At 44.9% G+C, this 18,592-nt stretch carries 21 protein-coding genes; 15 read left to right on the forward strand and 6 right to left on the reverse strand.

Going from position 1 to position 18,592, the window contains the following annotated elements; translation table 11 throughout:
* Window positions 1–59: 59 nt before the first annotated feature.
* Window positions 60–215: a DUF3309 domain-containing protein gene (locus BLP53_RS10210; RefSeq protein ID WP_091472073.1), complete on the forward strand. Its 156-nt coding sequence runs from the start codon at window positions 60–62 to the stop codon at window positions 213–215.
* 63 nt (window positions 216–278) lie between these two features.
* Here BLP53_RS10210 and BLP53_RS13675 read toward each other — a convergent pair whose 3' ends face one another.
* The gene (locus tag BLP53_RS13675; RefSeq protein WP_176755266.1) at window positions 279–443 is read right to left on the reverse strand and encodes a hypothetical protein; all 165 of its coding nucleotides are present in this window, start codon (window positions 441–443) and stop codon (window positions 279–281) included.
* Window positions 444–630: 187 nt separating this feature from the next.
* Here BLP53_RS13675 and BLP53_RS10215 point away from each other — a divergent pair, with 187 nt between their 5' ends.
* The 4 genes from BLP53_RS10215 (at window position 631) to BLP53_RS10230 (ending at window position 3,556) form a co-directional block, all read left to right on the forward strand.
* Window positions 631–837, forward strand: a complete 207-nt coding sequence (locus BLP53_RS10215; RefSeq protein WP_245652795.1) for a hypothetical protein — start codon at window positions 631–633, stop codon at window positions 835–837.
* Between the two features lie 293 nt (window positions 838–1,130).
* Complete coding sequence (locus BLP53_RS10220; protein ID WP_091472074.1) at window positions 1,131–1,847, forward strand: SDR family oxidoreductase; 717 nt, start codon at window positions 1,131–1,133, stop codon at window positions 1,845–1,847.
* A gap of 57 nt (window positions 1,848–1,904) precedes the next feature.
* The gene (locus tag BLP53_RS10225; protein WP_091472075.1) at window positions 1,905–3,065 is read left to right on the forward strand and encodes a YbfB/YjiJ family MFS transporter; all 1,161 of its coding nucleotides are present in this window, start codon (window positions 1,905–1,907) and stop codon (window positions 3,063–3,065) included.
* A 44-nt stretch (window positions 3,066–3,109) separates the two neighbouring features.
* Entirely contained in the window at window positions 3,110–3,556 is a 447-nt protein-coding gene (locus tag BLP53_RS10230; protein WP_091472076.1) for a winged helix-turn-helix transcriptional regulator, read from the forward strand.
* 7 nt (window positions 3,557–3,563) lie between these two features.
* Here BLP53_RS10230 and BLP53_RS10235 read toward each other — a convergent pair whose 3' ends face one another.
* The gene (locus BLP53_RS10235) at window positions 3,564–4,154 is read right to left on the reverse strand and encodes an LOG family protein (protein ID WP_091472359.1); all 591 of its coding nucleotides are present in this window, start codon (window positions 4,152–4,154) and stop codon (window positions 3,564–3,566) included.
* Window positions 4,155–4,349: 195 nt separating this feature from the next.
* On the opposite strand from BLP53_RS10235, the gene pdxR reads away from it, so the two are divergent.
* The 4 genes from pdxR (at window position 4,350) to BLP53_RS10255 (ending at window position 7,140) form a co-directional block, all read left to right on the forward strand.
* Window positions 4,350–5,774, forward strand: coding sequence for a MocR-like pyridoxine biosynthesis transcription factor PdxR (gene pdxR, locus BLP53_RS10240; RefSeq protein ID WP_091472077.1), 1,425 nt, complete (start codon window positions 4,350–4,352; stop codon window positions 5,772–5,774).
* A gap of 141 nt (window positions 5,775–5,915) precedes the next feature.
* Window positions 5,916–6,377: a carboxymuconolactone decarboxylase family protein gene (locus BLP53_RS10245; RefSeq protein ID WP_091472078.1), complete on the forward strand. Its 462-nt coding sequence runs from the start codon at window positions 5,916–5,918 to the stop codon at window positions 6,375–6,377.
* A gap of 25 nt (window positions 6,378–6,402) precedes the next feature.
* Window positions 6,403–6,714 carry a DMT family transporter gene (locus BLP53_RS10250; protein WP_091472079.1) on the forward strand — a complete coding sequence of 104 codons (312 nt, stop codon included), beginning with the start codon at window positions 6,403–6,405 and terminating at the stop codon, window positions 6,712–6,714.
* A 27-nt stretch (window positions 6,715–6,741) separates the two neighbouring features.
* Window positions 6,742–7,140 carry a cupin domain-containing protein gene (locus BLP53_RS10255; protein ID WP_176755267.1) on the forward strand — a complete coding sequence of 133 codons (399 nt, stop codon included), beginning with the start codon at window positions 6,742–6,744 and terminating at the stop codon, window positions 7,138–7,140.
* A 132-nt stretch (window positions 7,141–7,272) separates the two neighbouring features.
* Here the strand turns inward: BLP53_RS10255 and BLP53_RS10260 are convergent, their stop codons facing one another.
* Window positions 7,273–7,620 (reverse strand): hypothetical protein, encoded by a 348-nt coding sequence (locus BLP53_RS10260; RefSeq protein ID WP_091472081.1) that lies wholly within the window; start codon window positions 7,618–7,620, stop codon window positions 7,273–7,275.
* A 314-nt stretch (window positions 7,621–7,934) separates the two neighbouring features.
* Here BLP53_RS10260 and BLP53_RS10265 point away from each other — a divergent pair, with 314 nt between their 5' ends.
* Complete coding sequence (locus BLP53_RS10265; protein ID WP_091472082.1) at window positions 7,935–8,669, forward strand: tetratricopeptide repeat protein; 735 nt, start codon at window positions 7,935–7,937, stop codon at window positions 8,667–8,669.
* 24 nt (window positions 8,670–8,693) lie between these two features.
* Window positions 8,694–10,916: a RelA/SpoT family protein gene (locus BLP53_RS10270; RefSeq protein ID WP_091472083.1), complete on the forward strand. Its 2,223-nt coding sequence runs from the start codon at window positions 8,694–8,696 to the stop codon at window positions 10,914–10,916.
* An 86-nt stretch (window positions 10,917–11,002) separates the two neighbouring features.
* Here BLP53_RS10270 and ada read toward each other — a convergent pair whose 3' ends face one another.
* Window positions 11,003–12,082 (reverse strand): bifunctional DNA-binding transcriptional regulator/O6-methylguanine-DNA methyltransferase Ada, encoded by a 1,080-nt coding sequence (gene ada, locus BLP53_RS10275; protein WP_091472084.1) that lies wholly within the window; start codon window positions 12,080–12,082, stop codon window positions 11,003–11,005.
* 278 nt (window positions 12,083–12,360) lie between these two features.
* Between ada and BLP53_RS10280 the strand changes: the two genes are divergently transcribed.
* The 4 genes from BLP53_RS10280 to BLP53_RS10295 are packed head-to-tail and all read left to right on the forward strand — an operon-like array spanning window position 12,361 to window position 17,385.
* Window positions 12,361–13,707, forward strand: coding sequence for a site-specific DNA-methyltransferase (locus BLP53_RS10280; protein WP_091472085.1), 1,347 nt, complete (start codon window positions 12,361–12,363; stop codon window positions 13,705–13,707).
* A gap of 32 nt (window positions 13,708–13,739) precedes the next feature.
* Window positions 13,740–15,716: an AAA family ATPase gene (locus BLP53_RS10285; RefSeq protein ID WP_091472086.1), complete on the forward strand. Its 1,977-nt coding sequence runs from the start codon at window positions 13,740–13,742 to the stop codon at window positions 15,714–15,716.
* A complete protein-coding gene (locus BLP53_RS10290; protein WP_091472087.1) occupies window positions 15,716–16,318 on the forward strand; it encodes a hypothetical protein in 603 nt (200 codons plus the stop codon). Before BLP53_RS10285 ends, BLP53_RS10290 begins: the two co-directional genes overlap by 1 nt.
* A gap of 11 nt (window positions 16,319–16,329) precedes the next feature.
* On the forward strand, window positions 16,330–17,385 hold the full coding sequence (locus tag BLP53_RS10295) for a hypothetical protein (RefSeq protein WP_091472088.1): 1,056 nt from the start codon (window positions 16,330–16,332) through the stop codon (window positions 17,383–17,385).
* Here BLP53_RS10295 and BLP53_RS13930 read toward each other — a convergent pair.
* A complete protein-coding gene (locus BLP53_RS13930; protein ID WP_091472089.1) occupies window positions 17,349–17,750 on the reverse strand; it encodes an HNH endonuclease signature motif containing protein in 402 nt (133 codons plus the stop codon). The genes BLP53_RS10295 and BLP53_RS13930 overlap by 37 nt on opposite strands.
* A gap of 45 nt (window positions 17,751–17,795) precedes the next feature.
* Entirely contained in the window at window positions 17,796–18,485 is a 690-nt protein-coding gene (locus BLP53_RS10305; RefSeq protein ID WP_091472090.1) for a TSCPD domain-containing protein, read from the reverse strand.
* Window positions 18,486–18,592: the final 107 nt, after the last annotated feature.

The following is an 18,592-nucleotide window of genomic DNA, read 5'->3' on the forward strand; positions in this document are numbered from 1 at the left end:
TTATTGCACCCTGTGGTGCAATTTCTCACAGTGGCTGGTTGGTTTTTTAGGAGAGTGTCATGCTGCATACGATTCTAATCGTCATCTTGATTTTAGCCCTAATCGGCGCGTTGCCCACCTGGCCTCACAGTGCCAGATGGGGATATTATCCAAGTGGCGGGCTTGGCCTGGTATTACTGATTGTGATCATTTTAATGCTTACCGGTGGGGCATAAGGCTTACTTTCCGCCTTCTGCCCGCTCAAGCCTCATTTTTCAGAGGGAGCATACCCTCCCTCTTCAATTTTGTTTCACCCGCTCATTCTCTTCTTTGGCGGGATTGATGATGTCCGTATCTATTGTATCCGGGTTATTAATAATCTCGGGATTGGTAAGTGTTGATCCAATATGATCCGGATTATTAATGATTTCCGGATTGATGATTGCTTCCGATTGGGTAGACATGGCAAGCTCCTGTTGAGTGGCATCTATGAACGATTGAATGAAGTTCTATACGACTACCCAGGCAAGGATATAGCGAAACCTGTTTCCTCATTATCAGTTAATGACTGAAAGCAGCGTCAGAATTTCTGCTCCATGAATGGTCCCGCCTCGTTGTTGACGGGTGAGGTGAAATATCATGAAGTGGCTTATGGCGACCCGAACAAACCACTTGCCGAACTACCTCAGGGCATTGGCAGAAACCTACGCCAAAGAGCACCACCTATTCCGTGAAAAAGATGCCCGCCTGGACCCCGGCTACCTCTCGTTACACCAGCTTGCCGACCACCTGCCCGCCAGCGCTACTTACCAACAAGCGGTACAAGCTTCGGCGCATGATGCCGCGCAACGGGTTTGACTTAATTAACCAAGAAGAGACCTGGATGAACATAACTAGGTATCTCTCGTGAATAGAGAGCCTGACCCTATCGATTCCGGTAGTGCCACCTTGTATTGATACGCTGGGATTCCATTTTCCAGGAAGTCATATCTGAATAAGGAACCTATCGTTACAAATAGTAACTTGCATTATGAGAGTTAATATGTAACTATCATAATGCAAGTTACTTATGCAGCCTCAAGTATTAAGTATAAATTTTGAATGTGCTTAGAGTAACTCCGCTTATTTATTAATTACGAAAGGTTGTAACCATGGATTTGAAATCAAAAGTTATTTTAGTTACTGGCGCCAATCGTGGCATTGGAGCCGAGTTGGTTCGCTCATTTCTGAAGCACGATGTAGAAAAAGTTTACGCAACCGCTCGTAATATCTCATCACTGCCAAACTTTAATGATTCGAGAGTTGTGCCGCTGAAGCTGGATATAACAAGCAAGGAGGATGTTGCCGCAGCTGTAAATCTAGTCGTTCAACTAGACATACTGGTTAATAACGCTGGCGTGATGACATATAGCAATGTGATTACATCATCCATAGAACAATTAACCGAAGATATGGATGTAAATTATTATGGCACGCTCAGGGTTAGCCAGGCTTTCACCCCCTTGATCGAAAAGAGAGGCGGGGGAGCGATCGTTAATTTGAATAGCATTGTAAGCTATGCCCCGCCTCTAGCCATTACAGGTTACTCCGCTTCTAAAGCGGCCCTCTTCTCAGCAACACAAGCGCAACGCGCGATATTGAAAACTAAAAATATCGAAGTCATCGGTGTTTACCCCGGCCCTATCGACACGGATCTTGCTAAAGACTTGCCACTTGATAAAGCTTCCGTCATTGATACGGCGGAGAATATTGTGAATGGGATTATCGAAGGCAAAGAAGATATTTACCCTGATCCAACCTCCTCACAACTAGCGCAACTCTGGGGATCCAACCCTAAAGCGCTGGAAAATTTTTTCGCAAATATGTAATTAATGATGCATTTGCCACCGGCATGAGCCCGGTGGCTCCATCAGGAATGCAAAACCATGAATACACAAGCTCTCACTAGCAGCCTCTCAAAAACTCAAGTCATCTTTTCAGGAATTGCTGCAGTTATTTTGACAGTTGGGGTCGCGAGATTTTCCTACACCCCCCTTTTACCTTTAATGATCAAAGAAGCCGGGCTTAGCAGCTTCGCTGGCGGGTTATTAGCAACATTGAACTATGTTGGCTATTTACTGGGAGCCATTTTCGTTACCCGAATGAAAAGTAGTGGGTTCAAATTTAATACTTATAGAGTTCTATTGGTGACTGCATTGCTGTCCACATTGGCAATGGCCTGGACACAGAACCTGTTTGTTTGGGGAATCCTGAGGGTCATTGCCGGTATTTCCAGTGTTGCAGGAATGCTTTTGGCGGCAGGACTGGTATTTGATTGGCTACGTAAAAATGGATTCACGCCTGAGCTGGGCCTGCATTTCTCGGGATTGGGGCTTGGCATTGTATTGACGGGGATTGCTACCTTCTTGATGAAAGGTCACTTTACATGGGACGAGCAATGGGAAATATTCACCTTCATCGGTGTGTTATTCTTTATTCCAGCCTGGTGCTGGATGCCCAGTCCATCTGAGTCGATGCTAACTAAGCAGGAGTCTATTTCGCCTTCCCGGAAATGGATGGCGAGCGTTATTTTTGCCTACTTTTGTGCTGGCTTTGGGTATGTCATCAGTGCCACATTCATCGTAGCCATTCTTGAATCAATTCCAGGCTTAACCGGCAAAGGATCAATTATCTGGATACTTATAGGTCTGGCCGGGATTCCTGCAACTTTTGTTTGGGATAAAATCTCACGAACTATTGGTGACACAAAAGCACTCATATTCAGCTACGGATTACAGGTAATCTCGATCTTGATTCCTGCCATAACTGACGCACTGGTCCCAAATATCTTTGCGGCATTAATATTTGGAGTCACTGTTTCAGGCATTGTAAGTATGATGCTTTCAATAGTAGGTCGTCGTTTTCCGGGCAACTCATCGGCAGCGATGGCAAAGCTCACCGTGAGTTATGGTGTTTCCCAGATCATCGCACCTACGATAGCCGGTATGATGGCAATTTCTGGTGGATACAGGAATTCCCTTTGGTTGGCCGGTATCATGATGCTGGTGGGGCTGATAAGTTTGACTCAATTAAGCAAAGCAGATTGATACTGAATGATTCGATTTAAAATTTATTTGTTATTGGAATTCTCATGAAAAATAAGAGCTTGGGAAATATGATTTGTCCCATCGCCAGAAGTCTTGAGTATGTAGGCGAATGGTGGAATATTCTGATATTGCGGGATGCCATGCATGGCATTTCCAAATTTGATGATTTCCAGGATAACTTAGGAATTGCAGCCAGCACCCTCACCAGACGATTGAATGGAATGGTGGATGCCGGTTTATTGGAAAAACGCCAGTATTGTGAAAAGCCTCCCAGATACGAATATGTCATCACTCAAAAGGGATTGGACTTCAGACCAGTATTACTCACTATCATGCAGTGGGGTAATAAATACTATGCGGATGATGCCAGGAAAATTCTTTTGATGGACACTCAAACTGGCAAACCAGTCGACCTCATGTTGTTGGATAGAGTGACACATGAAGAAATCAATCCGGAGAGGCACCAGACCAGCTACAACCACTCGCGTTGAGCCAGTGCTACCTGGCTTCAATCCATTTGGGAACTTCAATTTTCTTGAATTCCCGCAGTTTGATGAGCAATCCGGATGGCGATGTAGCCACTGAAATAGACTGTTTGTGAGCAGAGGGAAGAAAACCTGAATCAATCATGTGATCAATGAAGTCTAGAAAGCTGGAAAAGAAACCATTGACGTTCAGCAAGCCCACAGGCTTATCGATTTCCTCTAGCTGATTCATGCTCCAAACTTCCATCAGCTCCTCGATGGTTCCTATGCCTCCCGGCAATATAATAAAAGCATCTGCCAATCGGATCATCCTCTCTTTCCGCGCTCTCAGATCTGCAGTGATTTCATGTTGGGTTAAAGAGGGGTGCGACTGACCAATCTGGTGTAAATATTCCGTGACGATGCCATGCACTATCCCACCATGCTCTAAAGCTGCATTGGCTACCACACCCATTAATCCTTTAGTGGTGCCTCCATAAACGATGGTGATTTTCTCTTTTGCCAACGTTGAACTCAACATTTTTGCTGCAAGCTCATATTCACCTGAGGCTCCAAAGTTGGATCCGCAAAAAACTGCCACCGATCTAATCACACGTTCTGTCATGATCCAAAATGATTTCCGGAAAATAAATGCAAAAATCTTATACTCAATCAGGTACTCCCAACAGAACCATAACAGGACTCTTGCACTGACCCATGTTATGGAATTCGGCATCTGGCTCACAGGGATTGCACAGTTGCCCGTAGTGAGTGATGATGGGATATCAGCATCTTCAATTTTGACAAATGGAAATAGGCCATGTCAGCAAAAGATAAAGCGCTATTCACTTTAAATAGTGCATCTTCGGCTCCTTATTATCGACAAATTTATGAGCGGATCCGTCATGCGATTACCAATGGAACACTAAAACCAGGAGACCGGATTCCTTCAGAGCGAGCCTTGACCAAGGAGCTGGGATTAGCCAGAGGGACCGTTAAATCAGCCTACTCCCTCCTGGCCGCTGAAGGGTACACACAATCGTTAGGGCAAGGCGGGACTGTGGTCGCGTCAAACCTGAATATCAAAAAGAGCCCGCCCGGCAAAACCAATCGCGCAAATAAAGACCACCCAAACAGTTTCAGGCCGGATTCAATCCTGCCCTTTCAAATGGGGCTGCCGGCACTGGATGCCTTTCCCAGAAAGATATGGGCGCGCCTGACTGCCAAATGTGCACGGTCCATGCAGCTATCTGACATGGCTCACCCGTCAATATATGGTTTACCGGCATTGAGGAACGAGATATCTGCCTACCTTCAAGTCTCGCGCGGAATCCACTGTTCGCCTTCCCAGGTATTTTTAACTACAGGGTATCGAAACTCGGTTGAGCTCATCGCGCATGCATTCCTGAAGCCGCAGGATCAAGTGCTTATCGAAGATCCCGGATATCCACCGACCAAGGAGCTCTTGAACAAGCTCGGCATGAATGTGGTCCCTGTAGCAGTAGATCAGGAAGGGATCAATGTTGAGGTCGGCATTTCCGCTGTACCGCATGCCCGGGCAATCGTGGTGACTCCTGGTCATCAAAGCCCCCTGGGTGTGAGCCTGTCTTTAGCCCGCCGGTTGAATTTGATTGACTGGGCGTCCCGGAATAAAACATGGATCATCGAAGACGATTACGATAGTGAATATAGATATATCAGCCGCCCTTTGCCGGCTTTGAAAAACCTGGATCATTCTGAACGGGTGATTTACTCTGGCACTTTCAGCAAAGTACTGTTTCCGGGTTTAAGGCTCGCCTATGTAGTGATTCCAGAACCCGAAGTGGAAAACTTCGAAAAAGTGATGCAAACCTTCGCAGGCGGCTGCCCGCAATTAACTCAGGAGATAGTGGCCGCCTTTATGAAAGAAGGTCATTTTGCCCGCCATATCCAGCGCATGCGAAAGCTCTATGCAGACAGAAGAGCTTTAACTATCGACGGGCTGAACAAATCACTGAGCGAATGGATGAGCATTGACTCGCAGCCTGGCGGCATGCACCTGATTCTTAGATTAAACCATCAGGAGCCCGGTACCGAACTTGTAAAACTTATGCGAGAAAAAGGCTTATTCGCAGAAGCTTTATCTGACTGGACAGTGGATGGCGGCCAACTTTCCACCATCCTGATCAATTTCACTAATATCCACTCGCAGAATCAGGCAGCTGAGTACGGAAAGACCATTCTTGATCTGTTAAAGCTTTATTGAGCCCCAGGTATTCCTAGCCTGGAAAATATCATAGCGCTGCAAAAACTTGGATCACTCCATAAGTCAAAATATGGGCCTTCTTATGTGACCCAAGAAAGTCCAATATGGCATTCTCAATTCAACAATGATTAAGGATCTGTAATGACTTCTCGTCTCGATTATGCCAAAGCTTCTCCAGATGGTTACAAGGCGTTTGGAGGCGTCTATGCCGCTTTACTTAAAAGCAGCCTACCAAAGAGTTTTATCGACCTGATCTACTTACGAATCTCCCAGATCAATGGCTGCGCCTATTGCATAGACATGCACTCCAGAGAGCTGCTTGGCTCCGGCCTGTCGATAGACAAACTGGTACTGGTTCCAGTGTGGCATGACGCAGGCGCCGTATTTACTGAGCGTGAAAAAATTGCTTTGGCGTGGGCAGAAACAGTGACCCTCATCCATGAGGCTGGAGTATCTGATGAACAATATCAGGCCGCCCTTCAGGAGTTTGGTGAGAAAGACCTTAGCGATCTCACCTATGCAATTGGCCTGATGAATGCATTTAATCGTTTAGGCATTACCTTTAAAGTCACCCCGGCTGCCGCCCGGCTGGCTTCTGCTTAATGGTTATTTCCTGGAGGCTTTAAAAATGACCTGGGCATTACTCAGTCTTGCAGGTGTGCTGGAAGTCGCATTTGCTTTATGCATGAAATGGTCCGACGGGTTCACCAAGCCTGTTCCTGCTGTTTTGACAGTAGTGACAGGTTTTTCCAGCCTCGTTCTGTTGTCATTTTCCCTTCGTACCCTGCCAGTTGGAACGGCCTATGCCGTTTGGACTGGCATAGGTGCCGCTGGCACAGCGATCCTCGGTATTGCACTCATGGGTGACTCGGCTACGCCCTTGAGATTGCTGTGCATTTTCCTGATTTTTTCCGGGGTGATAGGTTTGCGTTTTGTTTAAGCTATGCGACATTTTAAAAGGAAAGATATGAATAAACTGGTCAGAATTGCATCATTGATATTAAGCCTGTGCCTGTCTTTCGAAGCGACTGCGCAAGAGCTTACAAAATTATCCAAAGTGGTTTCAGGCATGCCAACTGGCGAGCATCAGGAAATAAGGGTTATCACGGCCACCCTCAAACCAGGCGCAAAAACCAACTACCACACGCACCCGTTTCCAGTGACGTTGTATGTATTAAAAGGCGCGTTTACATTGGAACTGGATGGCCAAAAACCGTTAACCGTGCGTGCCGGTGAAGTCATTGTCGAACCTCCCAATGTCGGGATGACAGGCTATAACTTAAGTCAATCAGAGGACATGAATGTAGTTACTTTTTATGTGAGCGATCCAAAAGCCAATTTTCTTGATCCAGTTCATCATCAATAAGTTTTTCCGGCTTATGTGTGCCTGGTTGAATAACATCAGATTAAAGACTGGGCCAATATTGTTAGTGCCCCTACCAACTGGCCTGACCCGACTGATAGGGCAAGCCCCTTAAAATCCGGGAAGGTAGCTGGCTTATATGCCCGCATCAGGATTGCTGATGCTATTCCGGTCGCGTACACCGGATTCTATTTCTTCGCGAATCACTTCGTCTGGCTCGGGTTCAGCATCAGAATCAGGAATCTCAGGCTCCGGCTCAGATTCGGGAGCCACTTGCCCTTCTCCATCGTCATCTTCAGGGTTCAAACCGGGTGCATTGATCAGTTCAGGATCAATCGTATCAGGGCTGGCCGGATCCGCTTCAAAATCATCTGAGTATTCTTCCGGCTGTGGCTCGGGTGTTTCAACTACATTCGTAGTGGACGGATCCAAACTACTTTTCAGGGAATTATTTGCGCTTTCTATCTCGGGATTTTGGCTCATGTTGAATCTCCAAACTTGCTCTGCCAGGGAAAATGAGTGGGCGTTAATGAGATTCAACTGTAAAACTAAAAGCGGAGACCTATAAGTGAGAAAGGACTGATTTACTTGTAGGTATGTAATGTAGGAGCTGCAGCCTTACCCAGACCAATATCAACTTTAATACAGACCAGTGGGAGCAAAAAAACGGTACGGCAGTCTGAAACCAAGAGATAAATAATCGGGGTCAGAGTAATCTACTGAAAATAATCAGCCAATTTTCTTTGATTCCAGTTAGTCTTGAACCTACCCATTCACCCAACGCGCAAGGAACACCCATGACACAAACAGGCAAAAATATTTTGGCGAGGTTGTTACCTGGAATGGTGCTGTTCGTGCTGTTAACTGCCAGTCTGACGCAGGCACATACCCTGGAAGAAGCCAAACAAAAGCTATCGCAAAAAGACTATGCGGGCGCTCATGCGATTTATTTATCACTCGCCAATCAAAACGATGCCAAAGCCTGCTACAACCTGGGCCTGATGTACCATGATGGAGATGGCGTGACTCAAAACATGGACGAAGCGGTCAAGTGGTACACCAAGTCGGCAGACCTAGGTTACAGAGAGGCGCAGTACATGCTAGGCTCACTGGTGTTTCAGCGCCAGATTCAAAGCATCAGCTACCCGCAAGCGGTGGCCTTTTATGAGCAGGCGGCCAAACAAGGGCATGTGAAATCGCAGCTTAATTTGGGCATGTTGTATTTGAGGGGCGAAGTGATTGAACAAGATATGCCCGCCGCAGTGCAATGGTTAAGCCTGGCCGCCAGCAACAACAATAGCGAAGCCCAAGGCTATATGGCCGAGCTTTACCAACAAGGCGCAGGAGTTGAACAAGATACCGTCAAAGCGGCAATGTGGTTGATGCTGGCGACACAAAACGAAGACAAGCACTTTTTGACTCGACACACCAAAATGCTGAGTTATCTTTCAGCACAAATGACAGATGAGCAAAAAGCCTCTGCAACCCAATTAGCTGCACAGTGTAAAAGTAAACAACTGCAAGGTTGTTGAACAGGATTGATGCAATAATGCCCCATGGTTTCTATTCATAGTCCCAAATCTGCTTTACTCGCCTCAAATGAGGGCGATGTTTCTACATGGCTTGAAGCTGCATCGAAGCGATTCTCGCCTTCCGAAGTTGAGCTAATCAGCCGCGCCTATGAGTTGGCAGTGCCGCTCTATTCTGGGCACTCAGCACTGACTGGCGCACCACTGCTGTTACACGCACTAGGTGCGGCGACTATCCTGATTGACATGAACATGGATGTCGAAACAATCGCTGCCACACTATTGTATGCAGTGCCTGAATATCTCGACGATTGGCGGGCAACGCTGGAAACCCGGTTGGGCGCCAATATTGCGAGCCTGGTGGAAGGCATTTCACGCATGGAACAAATCCAGGAACTCAGCGAGACCGATAGCGTTCATGGCACGGACCGAAAAAACGAATCCCACACGCAACAAATAGAAAGTTTGCGCAAAATGCTACTGGCCATGGCACAGGACATTCGTGTGGTGTTGATAAAACTGGCTGAACGTACGCAAACCCTGCGCCATTTGTCTGGGGCTAGCCCGAGTCTGCAGAAACAGATTGCACAGGAAAGCCAGAACATCTTTGCGCCACTAGCCAACCGCCTTGGCGTGTGGCAAATCAAGTGGGAGCTGGAAGACCTCTCTCTGCGCTATCTGGAACCTCAGGTCTACAAGGAAATCGCAAAAAAGCTGGATGAGCGCCGCGTCGACAGGGAACAATATATTATTGACGTCGTGGCAGAACTCCAGAAAGAGTTGATTAAAGCGGACATCAAAGGCGAGGTCGCTGGGCGTCCCAAGCACATTTACAGCATCATCAAGAAGATGAAAAGCAAGCATCTGGATTTTACCCAGCTCTATGATGTGCGTGCTGTGCGAGTGCTGGTTGACGATATCAAGGACTGCTATGCAGTACTCGGGCTCATCCACAACCTATGGCAGCCTATCCCCGGTGAATTTGACGACTATATCGCACGCCCCAAGAGCAACAATTACCGTTCGCTACATACCGCTGTCAGTGGGCCGCGTGGCTTGGCACTTGAGGTTCAGATCCGCACTTTCGAAATGCATCAGCATTCTGAATTGGGCGTCGCGGCACATTGGCGCTACAAGGAGGGAGGAAAATCCGACGCCAAATTTGACGAAAAGATTGCCTGGCTACGCCAGATCCTGGCATGGAAGGATGATGTCTCCGAGAGTGGCGACCTTATGGAACAATTCAAGAGTGAACTGTTTCGGGATCGCGTATATGTGCTTACGCCGCTTGGTAAAGTCATCGACTTGCCAAAAGGGTCTACCCCGATCGATTTTGCTTATACGCTACACACCGATCTAGGGCACCGTACGCGTGGCGCCAAAATTAATGGCAGCATCGTTCCGCTCAATACCAAACTACAGAATGGCCAGCGCGTAGAAATCCTGACTTCAAAACATGGTTCGCCTAGCCGTGACTGGTTAAATGCTTCACTTGGTTATCTGCAAAACCCGAGCGCCCGCGCCAAGGTGAGGCAATGGTTTAAACTCCAGCATTTTGATGAACATGTTGCCCAGGGTCGGGTGAAGCTGGATCGTGAGCTACATCGGGCCGGCATCGGTGCCATCAATCATGAAAAGATCGCACAGAAACTGCACTTCCAGAAACTTGAAGACTTTCTGGCCGCCATTGGGCGTGGGGATGTCACTGAACATCAAATCTCGCTTGCCATCCAGGAAGATGCTGCGCCCAAGACAGAAGCCGCAGCAATAACACGCCCTCCCAGACGAAACACAGCGATGCAATCCCAGGCGGATATCGTGATTGAGGGTGTTGGCAACTTGCAGACGGGTATTGCCAAATGCTGCAAGCCATTACCGCCGGATGCTATTGTTGGCTACCTGACGCGCGGTCATGGAGTGACTATCCATCGCAGCACATGTGGCTTCATCGGACGTTTACCAGAGGAGCGGCGCGACCGTGTACTGGGTGCGCAGTGGGGAAGCCATGAGAATTTCAGCGCAAATGTTGATATTGAAGTGGAGGCCCATGATCGCCAAGGCTTGCTCCGGGATATTAGTGATCTATTTGCACGGGAAAAGATTAATGCTATCAAGGCGAACACCATCAGCAGGCACAATCTGGCGCTGATGCAGTTTTCGATTGAGGTGACAAACCTTGAGAAACTCAGCCACCTGCTGACGCTGATTCAACAGGTGCCGAGCGTCATTTCGGCACAGAGACGGGACTAGTGACTTCCCACACCATTGTAGACACCGTTATCGTGAATTAAACTGAAGGCCATCAGAGTCAGTTCTAAAATGGCAGCAAACCATCATCAAGTCACTGCCTCTTTTTCCAGCAAGGCTTTCTTGCGTTCTATGCCCCAGCGGTAGCCAGAGAGTGAGCCATCCTGCCGGATCACCCGATGGCAGGGAATCGCCACGGCGATGGTGTTGGCAGCACACGCACTCGCCACCGCACGCACCGCTTTTGGCATGCCGATTTTATTGGCGATATCGGTATAAGTAACTGTCTCACCAGCCGGGATTTCTCGCAGTGCTTGCCACACTCGTTGCTGAAAAGCCGTGCCTTGCACATCAAGCGGCAAATCCAAGCCAAGCTTGGGCGCTTCAATAAAGCCTACGACTTTCGCTACCAAGGCTTCAAACACTGCATCACCGCCAATCAGGTGAGAGCGCGGGAAGCGGTCTTGCAACTCACGCAACAACACTTCCGGGTCGCTGCCTATCGCAATCGCGCACACGCCTTTATCGCTGCTTGCCACCAGAATGCTGCCCAGTGAACATTCCGCCAGCGCAAAATGAATCTCGGTATTCGCGCCGCCTTTCACATACTCCAACGGCTTCATGCCCAGCGTTTTGGTGGAGGACGCATAAAAGCGGCTATTAGAGCCATAACCCGCCTCATAAATCGCATCCGTCACCTTCATTTTGCCATCCAGCTTTTGGCGCAAGGTCTGGTTGCGATGTGCCGATGCATACCCTTTTGGCGTTAAGCCGGTGATCACTTTGAAAATCCGGTGAAAATGAAATGTACTTAATTTTGCATGTTCTGCCAGCTCGGCAAGCGTTGGGATAGTCTCAGACTCTTCAATCAATCGGCAAGCTTTAGCCACCATCGCAGCGTTCGCCTCCAGCAATGAGGCCTGATTAGGTTTGCAACGTTTGCAGGCACGAAACCCGGCAGCTTCTGCGGCTTCAGTGGTCAGGTGAAAGGCTACATTTTCAGGACGTGCCGGGCGAGCACCGCACGATGGTCGGCAATAAACACCTGTGGTTTTAACTGAGTAATAGAACTGACCATCTGCCTGTGCATCTCTCGCTAGCACTTGCTGCCAGCGCGGGTCATTTAGTGTTCTCTCTGCTGCTGTATCTTTCGTTTTTGAACTCAACATATCTTGATCTCCATGTGATAAGTGAAAGATACAAGATCATTTAATTCAAAAAACTCCCACTCTTGCTTTTGAATTCTATTCCATACCACTTCACAATAAAATCGAGCCCAACCCTGTGAATCTAGATATTTTTGCATCAATTACTACCAAAGAAACACACAAAATTAAATTTCATGCCTTACATAGGCTATCAATTTCATTGTCAACTTATCTCGAGATGCTAATATACAAACAATTTTTATTAAAATTAGTGTGTTTACTCAGGGAGTAAAAAAACAATGAGAAACCACCCGGAGGAATATCTTACTGTCTTAAAAAAGCACTTCTCAAAAGTGCCGTCGATGGTATGTCCTGAATCAAAACTTTCTTCTACTTTAGCCTCTATCGAGCAAGAGGATGACTCCTTACGTACAACGAATCAAAATGGCAAATTTACTGCCTTCCAAAGATGGTTTACGTTTAAAGAAGCGTTCGCACCATCCTTTGTCATTGGCGCAATTGAGCGTTTGGGCTATTGGCCTACTCACATAATTGACCCATTTGGTGGCATGGGGACGACAGCAATTACTGCTCAACTGCTTGATATTAATGTTACTACTATAGAAATTAACCCTTTTAGCGCAGACCTGATTTCGGCCAAAGCAACCCCAATCCCTTTAGAAGCACTCAATCAAATATCTACTGACTTTTATGAGAGGCTAGCCAAAACTCCAGAAAATCTGAATTTGTTAGCTCATCTTCCGCCTACCTTTGTGGAGGGCGCACAAAAGGATCGTTGGATTTTTTCTGAAAATGTAGCTAAGCGTATTAGCCAATATTTAGGTGTCATTACCGATTATAAAGATCCGGATATCAAAAGATTACTGAAAGTAATACTCGGATCAACTTTAATTCCTTCTAGTAACGTTTATATCAACGGAAAAGGACGTAGATATCGCAGAAACTGGAAAGAGAACCAACCAACTACCCAAGTCTTAGATGACCTTTTTAAAAAACAACTAGAAATCGTTCTTGAAGATAATCGGATATTTCAGCATAGGCCGAATGGCATTGTGTCCGTCCATAACGACGATTCCAGAGTGGTGCTATCTGGACTTAACGAAACTACGGATTTGATCGTTTTTTCACCGCCCTATCCAAACTCATTCGACTATACAGATATCTACAACGTTGAGTTATGGGTACTGGGATACTTAAAAAATGCTAGCGACAACTCAACTTTGCGAAAACAAACTCTGAGATCTCATGTACAAGCAAAACGTCCTTTTGATCAGCCTAAAAACACTAGTGAAATTTTAAATAAAACATATAGCGATCTGAAAACTGTACGTGTAGATCTTTGGAATAAAAATATACCGGAAATGGTTACTGCATATTTTAAAGACTTAGAAGATATATTACTGCATAGCTATCGCCTTTTAAAACCAAAAGGGAAAGTGATCATGGTCGTAGGGGACTCAAAATATTCAAATGTCCTTATAGATGTAGCAGGGATACTAATCGAGATTGCTAGAGCTTTAGGTTACAAAGAAGTTAGTAAACAAGAAGTGCGAAAAATGAGAACTAGTGCGCAACAGGGCGGTACGCACCAACTTGGTGAGTGGATTATTGAACTCACGAAATAATTTATTAATTAACGGCCAATGAGGGTAATACAGTGACTGCATCTGTTCAAAAATTAAAACTACCACGGCTAGAATTAATTCAACTTAATCGCTTCTCTCTTTACACAGCAAATCCAAACGCAGAACTAACTTGCAAAGACGGTGTACTTTGCTTGGTTGGGGCAAACGGGATTGGAAAATCTACACTTTTGTCAGCAATCAATTTCTGCCTCACTGGTATGGTTTCCGATCCAGCCAGAACATTCAAATCAATGGATGAGTATTACAACTATACACGGACCTTTTCTGGCAATTACTTCAGAGGCCGTATTCTTGGCTCTGATGAAGGTGAGGCTGAAATCACTTTAGTTTTTAATTTAGGTGATTATAGGTATGAAATCTGCCGTGGAATGTTTGAACCTGATGAGCTACGTCGATTGACGATAAAGGAATATCACCGTGATTTAGCCGTTTTAGAAACCGATGGTTTATCCCGTAGCGAGCGTAATAGAGCCTATATTGAATATTTTGTAAGGCACAGTAATGTCTCAACATTCGAGGAATTTGCTTTCCTACAGCACTTTGTTTTTAGTTTCGACGAGCAGCGCAAAACACTATTCTGGAATCAAGCCATTATGGAAAGAGTTTTATACAGAACATTCGGTATTGAACCTGATATGGCGAAACAGGCAGATCTTCTCCGGAGAGAAATTGAAAAAAGAGCCTCGGATGTTAGAAACCGCCAATGGGAAGCTACTCGACTTCGCAGAAGAATTAACGAAATTCAATCTAAAGTGCAGTCCGTACCTGGAGCACAAGAAACATATGACTCTCTAATTACAACTCATGAACTTCTAAGTGAGCAATTTGATGAAGAGACTAAACTATTAAATGAAATAGAGGCATCAGTTAAGGATGCAAATCTCAAGCTTGCTGAACATTCGATGAAAGAAACTGCTTTACGTGATGAATATGCATTATTTTTTGAGCGTAGCTTCAATCACCGACCCTCAATTGCAGAGCATCCATTAATCATACAAACCATACATGATAAAGCATGCGGTCTTTGCGGTAATCAAGAGGCTTATGCGATAGATACAGTTCTACGCAAATCTAAAGAAAAAATCTGCCCAATATGTGATTCAGAGGTAAATCCAGAGCCTCAAACTGCAGAAGATATAAAGCGCTTAGAAGATATTGATAGGAGCTTATCTCAAATCAAGCAAGCAATAAGAGATGTATTGCATTTAATAAAAGGTTTAAATGAAGAAGAGTCTAAGCTGAGACAAAAATGGGTGTCTACAAAAACACAACTTGATGAATTTAATCAAAAAAACAATACAACATTGGATGCTTTAAGAAGAGTACTTAACGAAGGCGGCCTTTCAACTTCGCTAACTATATATGCAGAACAATTAGCATCGCTAGAGAAAGAAAAAAACGATGCGTATTCTCAAAGAGAAGTACTGAGAAATCAACTTCAAACGATTCAAAAAAGTTTAGAAAAAAGCTATGTGGATGTTGAGAAAGATTTCGTTAAAAAGTTTGCAGATCTTGCACATCAGTTTCTTGGAATGCCTTTAACCGTTCAATTAGACGCAAACAATTCTGATGGCCCTAAACTTATTGTATCCGTCAGGGGTTCTACTCGTCGCGAACAACAACAACTTTCAGAAAGTCAGCGATTTTTCTTAGACATCGCGTTACGCATGGCGTTAACCCAGCATATGTCAGATCCAAGCTCATTAGGTGGTATGTTTATCGATACACCAGAAGGATCACTAGATATCGCATATGAAAAGAGAGCCGGAGACATGTTGGCTATGTTTGCCAAGTCAGGCCATCAAATCTTTATGACTGCAAATTTAAATAGCTCACAACTATTACTAGCCCTAGCAAGAAGTTGTGGAAGACAAAATATGCAATTATGCAGAATGACAGACTGGGCAGAACTTACTACCGTTCAGCAAGAGGAGGAAAGTTTATTTAATGAAGCATATGCAGTAATTGAACAAGCCATGGATGCATAATGAAAATTAGAATAAATCCTGTTGCAGCATTTGACACACTCTTTATTGCAAACCAATTACAAAAGAAAAATGGAAGTTTTAGTATTCCGGAATTACATATTTTTGGATATTTAGCATGTTTGCTTTGGCTATATCGTGAACAACCTATAGCAGACTGGGAATATAACTTCGTTGGTACTGAGTTAGGCGCCCCCTTTAGTCAAGACATGGATACTGCTGCGAATGATTTTTTAGAGGTTAGTTTGTTTTATCGTTCACATGAAAGATTACAGATAACAGACTTAGGAATTCAAAAGTTAATAAATTACGAAAAATTTACTTTGAATAAGAAACGTACAGAATATCTATATGCGGCCTGCTCCAGTACATTAGCATTGTCTGTAGGCATGGTATGCACAGCATTGTCAAATGAGCCTGAGCTTAAACGTTCAAATGCAACTCCAGCCAGCCGCTTATTACTTGAGGAGTTAGCCAGATCCCAACTTTATGATCAATTTAGTATATTACATACTGCTTTCTATGGACGCAGTGACGACCTAAGGCTGCCAGCAGTCACTTGGTTGTCCGCGCTGTACAGTTCAAGTATGTCCGAATTAGCTTAGATTGAAATTGAATGAAAAGCCTGCCTGAATTAATTACAGAATTCTGTCAAAATTCTCATGTGCCTATGGCAGAGAGCGAGTTTGGAAATGCGGGGGTAGATGCCATATTTAGAATAATGGAGGTAGCAAAGAACCTTTATAAGCATCTAGAACCAGAGCGTATAAAAGGTGCCGTTATCATTTTCAAAAAAGTCGCATCACAGAACAACTCAACGTTAAACCAAAGTCCCGAACGCCCACTTGATTTAAGTAATTTAGCTAACCAAACAATTACCGATCTTATTTTAGAGATAGGAGCTGATGAGCAACTATACAGGCGACTACACAATACTCATACATTACAAGATATGGCATCTGACGCTGTTGTATATCACAACAGAAATGGCACAGAAGAATTTTTAGCTGGTAAGCAATCCAAACAAGTTTCTCGGTTAGATCTGGCATCAAAAAGCCAGTTTGCTGTCCCCACATTTTCTAGCTTGCGAGAAGCACTTCAAAAATACGAAACTGAAAATATTCGTGAGTCCACTTGTTACATTTTTAGAGAGTCTTGGCACGACAATGAACGTATTTTCTTTAAAGCGAAACCCGAATCAAAAATGAGAAATTCTTTAACGCAGTTTCTTCGGAACCGCCTTGCTGGAGATTTTGATGTTTGGCCAGAACAAGTTGTAGATGAAAGTCATCCGGTCGACATACGAGTACAACCCAAATTTACGAACAATCGATTAATGTTGATTGAAATAAAATGGTTGGGGATTTCAGTCGCTGAAGATGGTCACATTACTGCCCGCCATTACGAACCTAGAGCTCAAGAGGGCGCCTCTCAGCTAGCAAACTATTTAGACAGCCAAAGACAATCAGCACCAAGTCATATCGTACAAGGTTATTATGTAATCATCGATGGGAGAAGGGCTAATCTTCGTGAAGGAACTACTTCGATATCGAGAGCTGATGGTATGTACTTTGAAACTCAAGAAATCACCTTTAATCCAGCACCACATGAAACTCGATCTGATTACGATATACCCTACCGAATGTTTGCGATACCTGTTTGTTCTGATTGAAATTTTGAGCTTTTACTAAAGTTGCATTGATAGCATAGCGGCTGAATATTTGTAATATTGTTATTACCCCCCGCTACGATAGGAACTATATGATCTTTCGTCCAAGGGTTTTTGTATCGTTTATTGGGTCTCAAGGGTATATTTTCCCAAAGTCTATTACAATTGGGACATGCGAAGTAACTCTTAAGTTTATTAAGCCACTGAGTTCTAGTATGTTCCCCTCCATTTGCAAGTCGCCTAGCCTGATAGATCCTACTTCTATTTTTTTGGCAAGATCTACAATAAAAACTGATCCTATTAGTTGAAGATGAAGTCCAGCTTCCAAACTCATTTGAGCCACATTTTTTACATGTTTTATTATTCATACTAATTTAATTGCAATAAAAAAGCTCGCATCCGCGAGCTTTTCTCTATCCACATTTACTATCACCGCAGTTCAAGCAAGTCATGCATCCATCCATGAGAATGCTTGCTTTGGTATTACACTTTTTGCAAAGCTGTGCACCCTTTGGGAAGCCTTCGTCGTTTGATTCTTCACCTGACTTGGCGTGTTTTTCTAGGTATTCCGCTTTTTTCTCTTCAACCAGTTTTTGCTGGTGTTCGTCTAAACCTGGCTTCTTCAGCATACCGATTTCTTGCAGGTGCTTTTCTACCACTTCACCAATTTCGGCCACCAGGCTAGGCACAAACTTGCCGCCTTTTTTGAAGTAGCCGCCTGAAGGTTCAAACACGCTTTTCAGTTCTTCCACCAGGAAAGTGACATCACCACCTTTGCGGAACACGGCGGACATGACGCGGGTCAGCGCGACTATCCACTGGAAGTGCTCCATGTTTTTGGAGTTGATGAAGATTTCGAATGGACGGCGATGCTCTTGTGGCGTGCCTTCGTACATGATGACGTCGTTGATGGTGATGTAGAGGGCGTGCTCGGTCACCGGCGTTTTGATTTTGTAGGTGTTGCCCACCAGCATATCCGGGCGGCTCAATGGTTCGCCCATTTGGAAAATGTTAGTAGGCGCTGGAGCGGCCTCGGCTGCTTTTTTGTCTTCATCGGTCACCAGTTTGTAGGCGGTGATTTTTTTGTCGATTTTGATTGCCATGTTGTTCTCCCTATTGGAGTGCTCAATTTTTCAATAAATTCAATCTGCTAACTTAACTCAAATTTTAGATGGTTGCCGTTGCGAGCGAAGCCAGTGCCAGGCGAAAA

Origin of the sequence: Methylophilus rhizosphaerae (assembly GCF_900100975.1) — a bacterium.
GTDB lineage: Bacteria > Pseudomonadota > Gammaproteobacteria > Burkholderiales > Methylophilaceae > Methylophilus > Methylophilus rhizosphaerae.